General features: G+C 45.4%; 16 protein-coding genes and 1 pseudogene. 15 read left to right on the top strand and 2 right to left on the bottom strand.

The features are described from left to right. The first annotated feature begins 111 nt into the window (after positions 1–111). The 8 genes from D1831_RS12535 (at position 112) to D1831_RS12500 (ending at position 7,127) form a co-directional block, all read left to right on the top strand. The gene (locus tag D1831_RS12535; RefSeq protein ID WP_125073236.1) at positions 112–1,305 is read left to right on the top strand and encodes a glycoside hydrolase family 88 protein; all 1,194 of its coding nucleotides are present in this window, start codon (positions 112–114) and stop codon (positions 1,303–1,305) included. 12 nt (positions 1,306–1,317) lie between these two features. Then, positions 1,318–1,818 (top strand): PTS sugar transporter subunit IIB, encoded by a 501-nt coding sequence (locus tag D1831_RS12530; RefSeq protein WP_125073235.1) that lies wholly within the window; start codon positions 1,318–1,320, stop codon positions 1,816–1,818. 42 nt (positions 1,819–1,860) lie between these two features. Then, complete coding sequence (locus D1831_RS12525; RefSeq protein WP_125073234.1) at positions 1,861–2,649, top strand: PTS mannose/fructose/sorbose/N-acetylgalactosamine transporter subunit IIC; 789 nt, start codon at positions 1,861–1,863, stop codon at positions 2,647–2,649. Beyond that, positions 2,639–3,481: a PTS system mannose/fructose/sorbose family transporter subunit IID gene (locus tag D1831_RS12520; RefSeq protein WP_125073233.1), complete on the top strand. Its 843-nt coding sequence runs from the start codon at positions 2,639–2,641 to the stop codon at positions 3,479–3,481. The genes D1831_RS12525 and D1831_RS12520 overlap by 11 nt, the downstream gene beginning before the upstream one ends. 79 nt (positions 3,482–3,560) lie before the next feature. Next, the gene (locus tag D1831_RS12515; RefSeq protein WP_125073232.1) at positions 3,561–4,016 is read left to right on the top strand and encodes a PTS sugar transporter subunit IIA domain-containing protein; all 456 of its coding nucleotides are present in this window, start codon (positions 3,561–3,563) and stop codon (positions 4,014–4,016) included. Position 4,017: 1 nt separating this feature from the next. Then, on the top strand, positions 4,018–4,287 hold the full coding sequence (yajC, locus tag D1831_RS12510) for a preprotein translocase subunit YajC (protein WP_158610672.1): 270 nt from the start codon (positions 4,018–4,020) through the stop codon (positions 4,285–4,287). A gap of 11 nt (positions 4,288–4,298) precedes the next feature. Further along, a complete protein-coding gene (locus tag D1831_RS12505) occupies positions 4,299–6,233 on the top strand; it encodes an alginate lyase family protein (RefSeq protein ID WP_125073230.1) in 1,935 nt (644 codons plus the stop codon). A 63-nt stretch (positions 6,234–6,296) separates the two neighbouring features. Then, positions 6,297–7,127: a discoidin domain-containing protein gene (locus D1831_RS12500; protein WP_225422887.1), complete on the top strand. Its 831-nt coding sequence runs from the start codon at positions 6,297–6,299 to the stop codon at positions 7,125–7,127. A gap of 113 nt (positions 7,128–7,240) precedes the next feature. Here the strand turns inward: D1831_RS12500 and D1831_RS12495 are convergent, their stop codons facing one another. Continuing rightward, on the bottom strand, positions 7,241–8,437 hold the full coding sequence (locus D1831_RS12495; RefSeq protein ID WP_125073229.1) for an SAM-dependent methyltransferase: 1,197 nt from the start codon (positions 8,435–8,437) through the stop codon (positions 7,241–7,243). A gap of 145 nt (positions 8,438–8,582) precedes the next feature. Between D1831_RS12495 and D1831_RS12490 the strand changes: the two genes are divergently transcribed. The 7 genes from D1831_RS12490 to D1831_RS12460 all read left to right on the top strand — a co-directional run bounded on the left by D1831_RS12490 (position 8,583) and on the right by D1831_RS12460 (position 14,774). Next, positions 8,583–9,590, top strand: a complete 1,008-nt coding sequence (locus tag D1831_RS12490) for a cell surface protein (protein WP_125073228.1) — start codon at positions 8,583–8,585, stop codon at positions 9,588–9,590. 375 nt (positions 9,591–9,965) lie between these two features. Continuing rightward, complete coding sequence (locus D1831_RS12485) at positions 9,966–11,120, top strand: ROK family protein (protein ID WP_125073227.1); 1,155 nt, start codon at positions 9,966–9,968, stop codon at positions 11,118–11,120. Positions 11,121–11,270: 150 nt separating this feature from the next. After that, positions 11,271–12,344, top strand: a complete 1,074-nt coding sequence (locus D1831_RS12480) for an AI-2E family transporter (protein WP_179950333.1) — start codon at positions 11,271–11,273, stop codon at positions 12,342–12,344. Between the two features lie 76 nt (positions 12,345–12,420). Next, entirely contained in the window at positions 12,421–13,113 is a 693-nt protein-coding gene (locus D1831_RS12475; RefSeq protein ID WP_125073226.1) for a 2,3-diphosphoglycerate-dependent phosphoglycerate mutase, read from the top strand. Positions 13,114–13,289: 176 nt separating this feature from the next. After that, a complete protein-coding gene (locus D1831_RS12470; protein WP_125073225.1) occupies positions 13,290–13,490 on the top strand; it encodes a hypothetical protein in 201 nt (66 codons plus the stop codon). 270 nt (positions 13,491–13,760) lie between these two features. Continuing rightward, entirely contained in the window at positions 13,761–14,498 is a 738-nt protein-coding gene (locus tag D1831_RS12465) for a class I SAM-dependent methyltransferase (protein WP_125073224.1), read from the top strand. A gap of 33 nt (positions 14,499–14,531) precedes the next feature. Next, entirely contained in the window at positions 14,532–14,774 is a 243-nt protein-coding gene (locus D1831_RS12460; protein WP_179950332.1) for a hypothetical protein, read from the top strand. Positions 14,775–14,984: 210 nt separating this feature from the next. Here the strand turns inward: D1831_RS12460 and D1831_RS12455 are convergent. Continuing rightward, positions 14,985–16,072, bottom strand: a pseudogene (locus tag D1831_RS12455) (Ldh family oxidoreductase). Positions 16,073–16,359 lie beyond the last annotated feature (287 nt).

The following is a 16,359-nucleotide window of genomic DNA, read 5'->3' as shown; positions in this document are numbered from 1 at the left end:
GCTTTATTAAAATTATTGTTATATGCTGTGATTGTTCGAACGAATGAGCAAAAATTTACGGCTGATTCATTTTTGAAAGCACTTTATGGATTGGCTAGAAGGGAGTAAACGATGGCTACCAAGGAATTTAAGATTGAAAACGTTGAAAATATTACCCGTTTAAATGAAAGCGGTACCGTTTCTAAATCAAAGTTAACGACGGCATTGGACGCCGTCGTTGCACAGGTGGAAGCCAATATGCCCGTGTTCGAAACCCAGTTTCCAAGTCCAGCAACGGTTAATAATCATTACCAAGTGGGTGAAAATCGTGAATGGACGCCAGGATTTTGGACCGGGATGTTGTGGCTCGCGTATGAATATACTGGCCAGGCTAAGTTCAAAGAGCTCGCTCTACAAAACGTTCAGAGTTTTGAGGAACGAATTGATAACAACGTGGACGTGGACAACCATGACCTTGGATTTATGTACTTACCATCGTGCGTGAACGCTTATCATCTTACTGATGATCCCAGCGCACGGCGGGCTGCTTTAAAAGCGGCGGATAAGTTAATGACCCGTTTTCAACCGAAGGGTAATTTTATTCAGGCCTGGGGTAAAAAGGGTGCGGATGATAATTACCGACTGATCATTGACGCGTTACTTAACATACCGTTACTTTACTGGGCAAGTGATCAAACTGGTGACCCTAAGTATCAACGGGTGGCCGGGCTACATTATAAAACCGCAGTAAGTACGGTCTTTCGACAAGACGGTTCCACGTACCACACGTACTTCTTTGATCCGCAAACGGGTCAACCGCTATACGGCGCTACACACCAAGGATACTCAGACGATTCTTGCTGGGCGCGTGGGCAGGCGTGGGGAATCTACGGTACGGCGCTACATTATTACGTGACTAAGGATTCCGCGACGGTACCAGTTTTTGAAAGTGTAACCAATTATTTCTTAAATCGGTTGCCGCGGGACGCGGTCCCATTTTGGGACATGATTTTTACGGATGGTGATGATCAAGTACGGGACTCATCGTCCGCGGCAATTGCAATTTGTGGAATTGAAGAGATGCTACGGTTGTTGCCGAAAACCAATCGCTATTACGAAATTTATCAAGGAGCTGCGCATAAGATGTTGAACAGCCTAATTGATTCCTATACGCTACCGGAAATTAATAGCAATCAGCCATTATTAAAACACGGTGTTTATTCATGGCATTCCGGTAAGGGCGTCGATGAAGGCAACTTGTGGGGTGACTACTTTTACTTCGAAGCGTTAATGCGAACGTATCGCGATTGGAAACTTTATTGGTAGGAGGAGTAAGTCATGGGAGTACCAAATATTAAGAAGATCAGAATTGATCAACGGTTGATTCATGGTCAGGGGGCCATGTGGATTGCGAATACCCAGGCTAACCTCGTTATTGTTGCAAACGACGAAGTTGCCGAGAGCCACATTCAACAGGAGTTAATGAAATCGTTAGTACCAGATTCGGTAGGGGTTCGTTTTTTCACCATTGATGAAACGATTGCCAAGTTACCGAAAGCGGCACCCCGTCAAACCATTTTCCTGATTGTTAAGTCGCCTAATGACGTCTTAAGAATTGCTCAGGGTGGGATCAAGATTGAACACGTTAACGTTGGCAATATTCATTACGCCGAGGGTAAGACCCGGTTGACTGGATTTATTTCCGTTGATAGTGAAGACCTCGCATCGTTAAAGTCCTTACGGTCGGATTACGGCGTTACTTTTGACACTATGGTCACACCAATGGGGACCGAACGTGGTCAGAACTTTGACATGGACGGTTATCTAAAAACGCATTAACTAAGTTACGTTAATTAATTATTTCGGAGGGGGATCAGACTCATGCACTTTACTATTATGCAAGCGATACTCGTAGGTTTATGGGCAGCGTTTTGTTATTCAGGTCAATTATGGGGAATCTACACCAACCGTGCGTTATTTATTTCCTTTGGGATTGGCCTTATTTTAGGTGATCTTAAAACGGCGGTTATCTTTGGGGCTACGGCCGAATTAGCCTTTATGGGATTTGGGGTCGGACCTGGGGGTTCTACACCACCGAACCCACTTGGCCCTGGGGTTGTTGGAACGATTTTAGCAATTTCGGTTGCTAAATTATCACCAGCCGCCGCCTTAGCTTTATCCTATCCATTTGCCATTATTGTGCCAGTGTTTATGAACATTGTAAGTACGTTAAACGCTTCAAACATGGGCTGGGCTAAAACGGCCATTGAAGGCGGTCACTACCAACGCTTTAAATTTATTGCCAATATTCAATTATACTGCTACGCAATTTTTGCCTTTGTTTTAGCCTTCACTGCTACGGTCAGCACCAACGCATTACGGGATTTCGTTAATGCTATCCCACAATGGTTGATCCAAGGATTCTCAGTAGCCGGTGAATTATTACCAGCCGTTGGGTTCGCACTGATTATGAGTACGATGTTGAAGAAGGAATACATTCCAGCCATTGTTTTAGGTTATATCGGCGTGGCTTACTTAAAGATGCCCGTTATCGGTTTAACTTTCTTGGGAATTGCCTTAGCTTTGAATAACTATTACCAGAAGCAAAAGCACGCTAAGAATAACGACGATGCTTCAGAACAAGACGGAGGTGCGGAAGATGGCATTTGATGTAGATACATCCACAGTAAAATTACCGGAAAAACCGGTTTTAACAAGACGCGATTATATTAATACCACTCTGCGTTCGTATTACCTACAAAATGCGGGGAACGTAAGTAACTTGCAAGGAACTGGGATGCTGTATAGTATTTGGCCAGCAATCCGAAAAATTTTCAAAAATGATGATGATTTCAAAAAAGTTGCCGTAACTAACTTGGAGTTCTTTAACACGAACCCACAACCATATCCGTTCGTTTCAAGTATTGTGTTGGCCATGTATGATAACGGGGCCAGCATTGAAGATACCCGAGCCGTTAAGTTAGCATTAATGGGGCCGTTAGCCGGGATTGGGGACTCCTTGTCACAATTTGGGTTAGCGCCCGTGTTCTCATCAATCTTTGCCTCCTTAGCGTTACAAGGGATGGTTGCCGCACCAATCTTCTTCTTCCTGTGTTTATTTGGGATTACGTTTGGTGTACGGTGCCTGATGGGTTATTTAGGTTTCAAAGTTGGGACAAGCATGATCGATACGTTGTCCGACCGGATGTCTGCCATTACGGAAGTAGCCTCCACGGTTGGCTTAACCGTTATTGCGGGGTTAGCCGTTTCCTTTGTGAAGGTCAACTTAGCATGGCAATATAGTCAAGTTATTAAGGGTAAGACCCAGTTAGTCACCGTTCAATCAATCTTAGACAAGATCATGCCGTTTATGTTGCCGGTTTTACTGGTTTACTTCGTATACTGGCTGATTACTAAGAAACACTGGACAATGTATCGGATCGTTATTCTATTATTTGTCGCGGGCATTCTACTTTCAGTTCTTGGTGTATTAAAACCATAATTGATCATTTTAGCGTGAACACGAATGCGGCCACTCTGCATTCGTGTTTCTTATTATCGACAAAACGGGGGAAGAAAAGATGAACTATAAACTAGCAATTATTGGCCACGGTAACTATCCCGATGGCGTTAAATCCGCATTAAAACTCTTTACTGGTGACGACACGGCGTTCGACGTTTTTAACTTGGATGAGCATACGACCCACGCCGCTTTTCAAACCGAACTATCTGATTACCTGGTACATAATGAACGGGTAATTATCTTAGCTGACATGACTGGTGGGGCACCTCACCAAGAAGTTGCCGAAATTTTACTTAAAGCCAACCGACCGTACCAGTACATTATTTCGAGTGCGCCGTTAAACCTGATCCTAGATATTTACATGCAGGATATGACCGGGCAACTAACTGATGCGACCGTTAAAGATATACTGTCCCACAGTATCCAGCAGGCGGCGGAATCAATTCAAGTTACGCCGGCGCTAAAACCGGTCACTACGGTTAGCCACGACCAAGTAAAGGAGGATGGCATCTAATATGGTTATTCAAATTATTACAATCGTTTTGGTTGTTATCCTATTAGCCATCTACGTCGTGGCAATGCCAATTGCCAAGCGTAAGCAGCTGCAACGACAGAAGGATAACTTTGACCAATTTATTGCCAGTTTGAAAGTTGGTGATCACGTGGTTATGCAGGACGGTATCACGGGTGAGCTTACCCAAGTTACTGAGGACGACGTTAAAATCAAGATTGCTGCCAACGTTGTGATTCGGGTCAAAAAGATGGCCATTATGACCAAAGAGTAGGAAGTGTAAAGATGGAAACGTGGGGGCAAACCATTCAATTGACAGCAGCACGGCAGCAGATTAACGCCACGCAAATTTTAGTCAATGCCAAACGTTTAATGGTTAATGAATTTCAATTTAACCGGCAGTACGACATGGAGCCCACGCCGCGGGTGTATCAAATGAACCCAATTACGTGGCAAACGTCACCAAATGGTGATCCAGAGTGGTTATACATGCTAAAACGTCAGGAGTATTTATACGATCTATTAGACGCGTATTATCTGACGGCGAATACGGATTACCTATTGAAGTGTCGGGAGTTGATGCTGGCGTGGATCGACCATAATTTAGCTGACGATACGACCTGGCGAACGATTGATACCGGGATTCGGCTGCTTAACTGGACGGGGGTTGTAGCAGCGTTAAAGCGGGCAAAACTGCTTAACGATGCCACGATTACCCGGTTAAAGCACGCGGTAGAACAGCAGGCTGATTACTTAAAAAGTCACTACTTAGAAAAGTACCAGACGAGTAATTGGGGTGTGTTAATTACGACCGGAATCCTTGTTTGGAACGTGTACTTTCCCGGCGTCATTAAAACAACCACTTTTGACTGGGCACGACGGACGTACGTTACGGAATTAGAATTACAAGTTGCTGATGATGGCAGTAACTGGGAACAATCACCGCTGTACTTTATTGAAGTTTGGCGTTCGAGCTTGGCCGTATTGGCGGCTTACCACGCACGGCACGTTTCGGTTCCGACAATTTTGTTACGTAAAGTTCGGGCACTGCACGCATACGCCCCCTACATGATTCGACCGAACGGGCAAACCATCATGCAGGGAGACAGTGATCAAATGCGAATTGATGAACTTTACGCGTTATCAGCTGCGCTGTGTGATAAAGCATGGCCAACGGCGACTATTTTTCGCTTTAAACTCGACCCAGTTATTTTGGAATTGTGGCACCAGTTGCCAACTATGACGTTTAAGCCGGCGCCAATCAGCTCCAGCACGTACGTTTCTGCCGCGAGTGGTAACGTTTTTTACCGCTCATCGTGGCGGACCGCTGCGGATTACTGGCACGTTTATAATGGTAATCTCGGTAGTGGTCACGGCCACGCGGCACTCGGTCACGTTGACCTTGCACTCTCAGGACACGATATTTTAGTGGACTCGGGGCGTTACACGTACGTGGATTCACCCGAACGGCGGTGGCTGAAGTCGACCGCCGCGCATAACGTCATTGTGTTAGACGGGCGACCGTTCAGTGTGCCGAAAGATTCCTGGAAGTATCAAACAGTGGCAACGCCGTTAGGAAATCAACATTTTGAGGATGACCAGTACGCTGTTGTTAGCATGACTTACAACGATGCCAACCGACCAGTACCACTCACCGTTAACCGGTGGGGCCTGTGGGATAAGACGTACCGAACCATGGTGATCTTGGACGGTTTACTGACTAAAGGACGCCACCACGTGCAACGTTATTGGCACTTGGCCACTGGTTTAACGGAACAGCCCGTTTCAGATCAATTATTACGATTAAAAACGGGAGCACAAACGAATGGTCAGGTTTACTTCACGGATGCAGTTCAAACGGTGACTAACGAATTATATTCACCAGTCTATAATCAACGAGAAACGAGCCGGTGTGTCACGACGGCAGCGACCTTTGACGATCAGACGGTGATTGCCACGGTAATTACTTCGGATCCAAACGCTAAGTTAACGCGTACGCCGCTGACTCAATCGGGTGATGGTACTCCGACGGTGGATGCCGGCCACGCATTGGGCGTGACGGTCAAGTTTGGTGATCAGACGAAACGGACCTACGTGCGGCAACTGCTGAACACGTTTATCGGTAATAAGATGTACTACGCGGATGGGCAACCATTTTACGGTAATCTCTGTGTCATGACTAAACAAGCACAAAACCGTGACTATCAACGAATTTGGTGATTACGTCACGAAGTTGGGTAGCGGTATATAAAAATAACGGGATTTAAAAGGAGTGGGCGGACAGTGAAAATTACGATTGAGTTGTTGGACCAGGAAGACCACGTTAAAACCGGGGTGTTTTCTTATGATAAAGTATCTAAGCCGTACCGGGTGAGTGGAAATGATCTGGCTGTACTGGGAATTAAGAAAATGGCCTGGCAGGTCGGTGAAAAAATTCGGGTTACGACTGAACAGCCGGCTAGTTATGTGTGGGTTCAGTTAGATGAAACTTTAGCGCCAACGTTAGTTTACCTAGCGGATACTAAGTGGACGTATACCATTCCAGCCGAAAAATGTACGGTTGATACGGCGTTTGAGTCACACCGGCACTATTTGATGGTACGGACTGCGATGCCGGCTGAAATTGGTGCTTATCAAAATTTGGCTCTAAACCCGCATGATCAGCGCGCAACCAGCACGGCCTATCCGCACGTTTTTACCAACGTTACGGACGAACCCGACCCAGTTTTTTGGCCACAAAATGCCGTGGATGGCAAATTGGCTAATATTTCTCACGGTTCGTACCCGTACGGTTCATGGGGAATTCACGAACACGCCAACGCAACGTTAACAATTGACTTTGGTCGGGTGGTTAAACTAACTACGGTACGGTTATTATTCCGCCACGATCATTTAGAACGGGTCCACGATGGTTATTGGGATCACGTTACGTTAGCCTTTTCCAATGGTGATGAACGGACGTTTGAAACGGACGATTGTGCTGATTTTCAAACGTTGACGTTCGAACCGCAGTTAACGGATAAACTGATTTTAAAGGATTTACATAAGGCTCCGAATAGTGCCCGCTTCGTTGCGCTAACTCAGATTGAAGCTTATGGTTATAATCAGTTGTAATGGTACGGAAAACAGTTAAAAGGTTTGGCGGCTAAAGCCGGTAGCTGAGCTGGCAAAGTGAACTAGATAAAAAAGGTGAGCCGATAACGAGGTTATCAGCTCACCTTTTTGTTTTACGCTTCTTCAGTAATTGTATTGTCGTCGTACATGTATTCACGGGTCATTGGTAGATTCCGTGAAGATGGCCCTTTAGAAACCAAGTACTGCATAACGTCGATATTGCCTGATTGGAAGGAAGCGGCGCAGGCTTGGAGGTAGAGGTCCCACATCCGGGTGAAACGTTCGCCCATCTTAGCAACGATTTCGCCGCGCTTAGCGTTAAAGTTTTCGTCCCAGATTTCAGTAGTCCGTTGGTAGTGACGACGTAAGGTTTCGACGTCGTCAACTTGTAAACCGCAGTCCACGATGTGTTGGAGGTTTTCGGTCATCCCAGGAACGTAACCACCCGGGAAGATGTACTTGTCTAACCAGCCGTTGGTGGCACCGCCCTGTTGCCGGGTGATACCGTGTAACAAAGCGACCCCGTCGTCTTTTAAGTAGTGCTTGACGCGTTCGAAGTACATCGCTAAGTTATCCTTACCAACGTGTTCAAACATCCCAACACTGGTAATGTAATCGTAGGTTTCGTCGCCTAATTCACGGTAATCTTCCAAACGGACTTCGGCGACGTCGCTGAGACCTTCGTCTTGAATTCGTTTAGAAACTAAGTTGTACTGTTCCTGTGAAAGGGTGATCCCCACCACTTTTAACCCGTATTCCTTAGCAGCGGTCAGCATTAACGTTCCCCAGCCACAACCGATATCGAGCAGGGTCTTGCCAGGTTGCGGGTTTAATTTTTGAATGATGTGGTGAACTTTGTTGATCTGAGCCGTTTCCAAACTGTCGTCTTCGTTTTGGAAGTACGCGCAGGAATAGGTTAAAGTCGGATCCAGCCACATTTCGTAAAAGTCGTTACCAACGTCGTAGTGACTTTGGATGTCTTGTTGACTCTTCTTTTCCGAGTGGGACTGCTTAGGCATGAAGCGTTTGAACTTGGAATTGTTAAAGAAACTTTCAGCGGATTCATAAGCGGATTCAATCAGCTTTTGAATACTACCTTCAATTTCGATTCGACCGTCCATGTAGGCTTCCCCTAAGGCAATCGACGCGTTTTTGGTGATTTCGCGCATCGGAATCGCTTCTTTGAAAGTCACCGTAACTTCTGGCGTGCCTTCGCCATAAGTTTCACTACTGCCATCCCAGTAGTTCACTGTGACGGGGATGTTGAAGGAGTGGCTTAGCAAGGTGTGGTAAAAAGTCTTTTCTAGCATTACAATAAGGATCCTTTCTTCGTAAAATACAATCATCATTATACGCCTATGAAAACAGTTTTGTAAGCACAATGCATTTACGGTCAAATCAGTAAACATGGTATAATAAAGTAATCGAAAGAGACAATTCATTGGGGGTGTCGTTATGAAAAAATGGATGTGGGTGGTTATTGCCGTAATCATCGCAGTTGGTGTTGGTGGTTATTCATACACCCGTTACCGGTTACAAGAACAGTCGTATACGACTGAGATGAAGGCTGGTAAAGAGGCGTTGCAAGCTAAGGACTACACGCAGGCGGAGACCAACTTTACACATGCGAGCCGGACCAAGGCGAATGATACGACGGCCCAACGGTATTTAACGCAAACGCAAACTTACGTTGGTGGGACGGAATCGTTAAAATCGCGCGAATTCAGTGCTGCTAAAAGCGCCTTTAAAACGGTTAAGAACACGACCAACGCGTCAAGCGTACTGGTCAGTCGTTCGAAGGACCAGTTAGCAACCATTAAAAAGGTGCTGGCTAAACGTAAAACTTATAAGACTCAGTATCAAAACGCATTAGAATTAAATAAAGCTAACGAATTTACCGATTCTAACAGTGTCGCGAACGTTATGTTGAAAGATTCCGAATTACAAAAGAGCTACTATCAAGACTTGTATCAACAGGCGAAGTCGTTACGTAAGCAGAATACGGCTTCCATCAAGGCCGTTACCGGTTCCACGCCGATTACAAATAGCGCGCAGAGTGCTACGAGCAGTAATAGCAGCTCCAGTAAACAGCAGACGACTACGGTTAGTGGGGACCAATCCCAAGCTAACTCCGCGGCAAAAACGACGGTCAGTGGCAATTACAGTGACGCCCAGATCAAAGCAACCCGGGCGGAACTTAATGAAGCTGGCATGAAGGATAGTAACTATAGCGATTCTCAAATTGAAGGTATCTTGCAACGGTCCGCGCAGGAACACATTTCAATTGCGCAGGCCGCCAAAACGGGAAGTTATAGTGCTGATCAGATTCAGGCGACCCGTTCAGAACTTGACCAAGCGGGCTTCAACAGTAATAGTTACACGGATTCCCAAATTGAAGCAATTTTGCAACAGGCGTCGGCCCAACACATGTCGATCGCGCAGGCCGCTAAATCACTCCAATAATATGCTCAAATTAATATCGGTATGGAAGCATACCTAACGATCATCGGTGAAACACCTACTTTTAGGTGTGAATCGGTGATTTTTTTATAAAAACTGTTATAGAATGTATGAGTAAGGACGGATGCTTTTCGTTCTACGTTGTATTTAGAGTCATGGGGGCGGTCGTTTTATACCAGAACGGGGTATTTTTTTAGTACCTCAATGTCAAAATGGGTATGAAATTGACTATTTTGTGTACTATTTTTGCTTGATGCTATAGAATATTAACAGATTAGGGGGTTAAGGTGACAATCGTACGACCGGATCGATGGCAGGTCGGATGAGGCAATCTGGCGATAATGATCCGGTGGACGAGTGGGTGCACCTAGATTCAGAATGATTATTAATAAACATGTGATGCGTAGTACTAACGAGAAGCAAGTGTTGCAACAGGTTATTAATGAAGGACCAATTAGTCGGAGTCAAATTTCACGTAATTTGAATTTGAACAAGGTTACCGTTTCGGATATTTACAATCAGTTGTTGCGGACCGATTTTATCAAGGAAATCGGTTGCGGCGTCAGCACGAAGAACGGTGGCCGGAAACCAGTCATGGCAGAATTGAACGTTAACTACGGTTTTGTAGCTAGCATTGATTTGTCCGCCGACGCGGTCAAACTCATGTATTCACGCTTGAACGGTAAAATTTTACACTTCCAAAGCTTCAAGACGAGTGATATGACCTTAACCGACGTGATTGATTTAATTGAGGATCAACTCCGCAACGTTGATGATTACGGGACGGTCCACGGCTTGATGGGGGTCTCCATTGCCCTTGACGGGATCATCTATGAAAACAAGATTTTAAAGACGCCCATCAAGTGTTTGGCTAACTTTGATTTGGCGAAGTATTTACGTGATAAATTACGGATCCCAGTCATGCTGGAAAAGAAAGCCAACTTAACGGCCGTATTCGAACGGGACTTCCACGACAATGAAATTTTCAACAACGTGGTTTCCGTGGTCGTCCGTGATGAAATCCACGCGGGGATCGTGGCGGATTCACGGTTATACTCCGGGCACGAAGGTGAAGCCGGTGAAGTTGGGACGGCTTTACTGGAAGACCGGCACCTGGATAACCACATGGAATCCGTTAACGATTACGCGTCGGAAAAAGCGCTGTGGGCCCGGTTAAAGGCTATCAAACACGTTGACCGCTTAGACCTGACCGCCGTTAAACACGATTACATTAACCATGATCCGGAAGTCACCAAGGTCTTTAACGACTTTGTCTACTACCTATCTAAAGTGGTTTCTAACGTTAGCACGGCCTTTGCGCCGGACGTGGTCGTTTTAAACACGACGGTCCTTGAAATCTTGCCACAGTTGTTGACGGATATTCGGAATACGACGGCTAAGATGTCATCACCAAGTCGGCAAGTACCGATCATCGCGACTAAGAACGTACAGTCGGCGGCCTTGTTAGGTGGGGCTTCGGTCATTATCCACCAGGCACTGGGGTTAGAGAGTTTGAAAATGCATTTTGCATAAACCATTAATTGTTGCATAAAACGAACGTGTGAAGTTTATTGGCTTGCCAATGACTTTACACGTTTTTTGCGTAATTGTGATCGACTTTTAATTTTTATTCATTAAAATTTCCGTTAAAATGGGGGTATGGATAGTAGAGGGGTGGAGCATTTGGAATTTTGGTCACAGTTTGTCCACAACGTGCGGTTACGACGGGCAGGCGTTCTGGCGCTGATTATCGTGGTGTTATACTTAGCAGCCAGTATGATGAGTATTATTTTGTTAACGTTTATTTTTACGTTTTTGGTCACGCGACTGGTTCGGGTCGTCCGCAAGTGGATTAAAATCCCACCGACCGTGATCGTTATTGCCATTTACGCGCTAGTCGTCTTGGGGATGTACTACGCCGTTTCACTGTACTTACCGCAATTGATCAAGCAGACGTTTTCAACCTTTGAATCGGTCTACCGGTTTTATCAGAACCCGTCACACGACACGAACCAGGTACTGACCTGGGTCACGTCGTACTTGCAGGATTCTGATATCTTAAAGCAGCTAAAGGGCGGCATTACGGTGGTGTTCCAGTACATCACGAATATTGGGAACATGGGCATCACGTTCTTCTTGTCATTTATCCTCAGTTTTTTCTTCACCGTGGAAGACCGGCAGATGCGGGCCTTTTCAAAACGCTTTTTGACTAGTACGTTCGGGTGGTTCTTTCAGGACGTGTACTACTTTGCTAAAAAATTTGTTAACAGTTTTGGCATCGTTTTGGAAGCGCAGTTTTTGATTGCCATCGTGAATACGGTGATCACGGTTGCTTTTATGGCCGTTTTAAACATGCCCCAGTTAATTAGTTTGGGACTAATGATTTTCCTTCTAAGTTTGATCCCGGTCGCCGGCGTGATTATTTCGGTCGTACCACTCAGCTTGATTGCTTACTCGGTCGGTGGTTTTCGGTACGTGGTGTACATGATCATCATGATTATTGTGGTGCACACGCTTGAGGCCTACGTTTTAAATCCCAAGTTTATGGCGAGTCGCACCGAGCTGCCGGTATTTTACACGTTTGTCGTGTTACTCGTGAGTGAGCGGTTATTTGGCGTGTGGGGCTTGATTGTCGGGGTACCGATTTTTAACTTCATTCTCGACATTATCGGGGTGAAACCGGTTCACGGCCTGCACCCGAAAATTAACCTGAAAAAAACGATCACTTTCCACCCCGACTCTGAAAATAAAGACTGATATTGTTTTGATTTTTCGTGCTTTCAGTGTAAAATAAGGGGAGTAAATAACTATAAGAAAGAGGTCATTAACTGCTATGGCAAAATTAGTATTGATTCGTCACGGTCAAAGTGAATGGAACTTATCTAACCAATTTACTGGTTGGGTTGACGTTGATTTAAGCGAAAAGGGTGTTGAAGAAGCTAAGGCGGCTGGTAAGAAAGTTAAAGAAGCCGGCTTACAATTCGACTACGCCTTTACTTCAGTTTTGACTCGTGCCATCAAGACTTTGCACTATGTGCTTGAAGAATCTGACCAACTTTGGATTCCAGAAACTAAGACTTGGCGTTTAAACGAACGTCATTACGGTGCATTACAAGGTTTGAACAAGAAGGAAACCGCTGAAAAATACGGTGATGACCAAGTTCATATCTGGCGTCGTTCATACGACGTATTGCCTCCATTATTGAGTGCCGATGATGAAGGTTCAGCTGTTAACGATCGTCGTTACGCTGACTTAGACCCTAACATCGTCCCTGGTGGCGAAAACTTGAAAGTTACTTTGGAACGGGTTATGCCTTTCTGGGAAGACCAAATCGCTCCTAAGTTACTTGATGGCAAAAATGTCATCATCGCCGCTCACGGTAACTCACTCCGGGCCCTTTCAAAATACATCGAACAGATCTCTGACGATGATATCATGAACCTTGAAATGGCTACTGGTGAACCAGTTGTCTACGACTTCGACGAAAAGTTGAACGTTTTAGGCAAAGAAAAGTTAGGCAAATAATTAATAGTTATTTACTGATTTTTAGAGCACTCCGCTGCTTGCAGGGGAGTGCTTTTTTGGGCGCTAAGTGGCGATAACGTGTGATGAGATTGGCATTTGGTGACAAATGGACGCTACTTGCAATCATGAAAACTAAGCCTTGGGTTTCATGATTGCTTTCAAAGGGGAACTTTACGATGTATGATGAAGCTGAATTAGTTGAAGCCAAGCGCCAGATTGATTCCACCGTGCATAAGATTCAGGAAGTCATTAAGACCTTGGAAGCTAAGGAACAGCCAGAGCGTTACCAGTCCCAGCTGCCCCTAGCTAAGCGGCGTTTGAAGGCGTTTGGGATCGCCACGCAGTTAATTGATGATGAATTGGCTCGGCTTAAGTAGATCAATTCGAATATTTAAATAAATAAGGTTATAATCATCGTTGGTGGAGGATCACTTGAAGGCTTTGAGGTACTTCGCTGAACGATTGATAATAAGTTAAATTAATGAATTAAGGGTAGTGGACGCTAACTGGACACTACTTGATGAAACAGTGATTAAGAAGTAGGAGCTAAGCGGGTAAGTTTAAATTATACCCCCTTAGCCCCCAATCCCCCCGGCTAACCGCGGGGACTGAAAAGCGGGGATGTTGTTAAAAGGGGACAAAGCTGGATGAATATCAAAAGGTACGGGGTCGATGCGCCGTTCGCGCTGCTGATCTACACCGTGTTCGGGGTAGGACTACTATGGCATGCCTACGTGAATCGGTTGAACTATCCCATTGGCATTGAAGTGACGCTAGGAATTATCTTAGTGCTGAGTGCGCTGATTTTCTTGCACACGACCGCACAGGGGAAGTACCGGTTGTTTGACGAGGCCATGCACCACTTAAATCTAAAGCCGGACAGTCAGGTCTTGGATTTGGGCTGTGGTCGCGGGGCGTTGTTGACGCGGATTGCACAACAATTGGGACCAACCGGCAAAGTGACGGGCTTAGACTTGTGGTTGTCACGGGACCAAACCCATAATAAGCTGACCGTGACGCAAAAGAACGTGGATGATTTGGGTTTAACGGATCACGTTAATTTGGTGACGGGGGACATGACCAAGTTAGACTTTCCAGATGAAAGTTTTGACGTCGTGACGTCCAGCTTTGCCATCCACAATATTAAGAATGAACAGGCCCGGATCAACGCGGTCAAGGAAGCTATTCGGGTACTGAAACCCGGTGGTCACATCATGATTATTGATACCGGTCGGAATATTAACGAGTACGGTAAAGTGTTTCAGGATTCAGGGTTACAAATTGCCCAGTCAATGGGCTTAGGTTTTAACGGTTGGTGGGCCACCCCGCTGACTGATAGTTACGTGGTCGCTGGGAACAAACCAACGACTAAGACGGCAGAATAAGATTAAAGAAGAGAATTGGAGCTACAAATTAATATGAGTGAAAAAGTAACGGAAGTAACACAACGTGAAATGATTCGGATTATTGGCTTGTTCCGGAAGCAAGGCTTCAAGGGAAACTATTTGAGTTTCCAACACGTGGCTGATGAAGGGGCTGCGTACTTCGTCGTTATGGGTGATGAAAACAACGGTAATCAGGGGTTGTTTAAAGCTAACTTGTTGACTGGCGAAGTAGAGTTCCAGTACATGTTGGATGAAGATCACGTCGTAAGTAAATAGTTAAATATGTAAGAGGCTGTGACATAACTCTTTTTGTTACTTGGCTTTTCTGCCAGGTTAAGAATTAAGTGAAACGATTTGAAATAAATCACTATCCCTCCCTCTCATTGACAGGCCAACAAAAAAATAAACCAGCCAACCCCAACGTCTCTGCTTTTTCAGGACGTTGGGGCTGGCTGGTTTTTAAGTGGGATGAAAAAGCAGGTTTGGTTAAACAACGTACTGCGAGTAGTCGATTCCCAGTTGCTGGGCGATCCCCGTCACTTCCGCGAGTGTCTTATCATCGATTTCGATGCCGTTAGCCGACCGGTCTTGGTACGCGGCGGCTTCCTTGTCACCGGCAACGATGACTTTTTTACCGGGCACGGATGGCAGGTTGCGAATGGCTTGTAAGTACGCGGAAAACTTATCGACGATGGCATCCTTATCACCGAAGATGGCAGGGTCGATAGCGATGAAGCTCTGGCAAGGACCTACGGAAAGGTCGTCCGGAGTAATTTCGTTGGAGGTGTTTCCCAGTGAAAGGATCGCCGTGAAAACTTCAACGATGACACCGAGGCCGAACCCCTTGTGGCTACCGGTGTCTTCGGTGACGCCACCCAACGGGGCTAAACCAACGTTGGAGTCTAAATTACGCAACGCGTCTAAGTCTTGCGTATCGTTATGGCTGTTAACGGGGTTTTCTCCGTCCTTAGCAACCCATAATGCGGGCAAGTCTTTGCCTAACTTACGGTAAACTTCGATTTTACCTTGCGGCACGGTGGTCGTTGCCGCGTCGAAGATAAACGTGTTCGGTTTGGCGGGCATGGCAAAGGCAATTGGGTTGGTACCGACTAACGCTTTGGTGGCGTGGGTGGGTAACATCGCCGAACGTGAATTACACGATGAAAGACCAATCAAGCCTTTTTCGGCAGCCATGTTGGCGTAGTAACCCGCAATGCCATAATGACCGGAGTTACGCGTCGTGACGATACCAATGCCGTGTTGTTGCGCTTTTTTGATGGCTAAACGCATGCTATAAATACCGTTTAACTGCCCTAAACCAAAGTGCGCGTCGACGACCGCACTGACATCGGTTTCTTTGACCACTTCTGGCTGACTATGTACGCGGATCTTACCGTTACGAATGAAGTCGTCGTACATGATCATTCGCTGGACCCCGTGGGACTCAATACCGATCAAGTCGGTGTAGATTAGCATGTGGGCCACGCCTTGACTTTCTTCTTCGGTAAAGCCGTAACCTTTGTAAATATTGTAAATCAGTTGTTCAATTTTTTACTATCATATCGTTTTACCATATATATTCACCATGTTATTTGAAATAGACCTAAGTGACAATTTCATATATTATAATATGATAATAAAACGAAGCCTTTATGTCAATCGTTTTATAACTGTTTTATAATCCGAAATTAATCTAATCCGTTATCACGCAGCCCAGCAAGAGATGCATTTAAAAATTTTATTCTGGAACTAAATTTGTTCGAGGTCGCTACGGGTTGTTATCATGCTCATAGTATGTTTAAAGCTGACTTATTAACTAGGAAAGTGGCGTTTCAATATATCCCGAATGGAAAGGGGGATT

The organism is Lactiplantibacillus garii (assembly GCF_003885105.1).
Taxonomy (GTDB): Bacteria; Bacillota; Bacilli; order Lactobacillales; family Lactobacillaceae; genus Lactiplantibacillus; species Lactiplantibacillus garii.
The sequence above is the reverse complement of the archived record's forward strand: the minus strand, read 5'-3'. Positions and strand labels throughout refer to the sequence as shown.

Coding starts and splice junctions, on each gene's coding strand:
- D1831_RS12535 (WP_125073236.1), top strand. CDS start 112: ATGGCTACCAAGGAATTTAAGATTGAAAACGTTGAAAATATTACCCGT.
- D1831_RS12530 (WP_125073235.1), top strand. CDS start 1,318: ATGGGAGTACCAAATATTAAGAAGATCAGAATTGATCAACGGTTGATT.
- D1831_RS12525 (WP_125073234.1), top strand. CDS start 1,861: ATGCACTTTACTATTATGCAAGCGATACTCGTAGGTTTATGGGCAGCG.
- D1831_RS12520 (WP_125073233.1), top strand. CDS start 2,639: ATGGCATTTGATGTAGATACATCCACAGTAAAATTACCGGAAAAACCG.
- D1831_RS12515 (WP_125073232.1), top strand. CDS start 3,561: ATGAACTATAAACTAGCAATTATTGGCCACGGTAACTATCCCGATGGC.
- yajC (WP_158610672.1), top strand. CDS start 4,018: ATGGTTATTCAAATTATTACAATCGTTTTGGTTGTTATCCTATTAGCC.
- D1831_RS12505 (WP_125073230.1), top strand. CDS start 4,299: ATGGAAACGTGGGGGCAAACCATTCAATTGACAGCAGCACGGCAGCAG.
- D1831_RS12495 (WP_125073229.1), bottom strand. CDS start 8,437: ATGCTAGAAAAGACTTTTTACCACACCTTGCTAAGCCACTCCTTCAAC.
- D1831_RS12490 (WP_125073228.1), top strand. CDS start 8,583: ATGAAAAAATGGATGTGGGTGGTTATTGCCGTAATCATCGCAGTTGGT.
- D1831_RS12485 (WP_125073227.1), top strand. CDS start 9,966: ATGATTATTAATAAACATGTGATGCGTAGTACTAACGAGAAGCAAGTG.
- D1831_RS12475 (WP_125073226.1), top strand. CDS start 12,421: ATGGCAAAATTAGTATTGATTCGTCACGGTCAAAGTGAATGGAACTTA.
- D1831_RS12470 (WP_125073225.1), top strand. CDS start 13,290: ATGTATGATGAAGCTGAATTAGTTGAAGCCAAGCGCCAGATTGATTCC.
- D1831_RS12465 (WP_125073224.1), top strand. CDS start 13,761: ATGAATATCAAAAGGTACGGGGTCGATGCGCCGTTCGCGCTGCTGATC.
- D1831_RS12460 (WP_179950332.1), top strand. CDS start 14,532: ATGAGTGAAAAAGTAACGGAAGTAACACAACGTGAAATGATTCGGATT.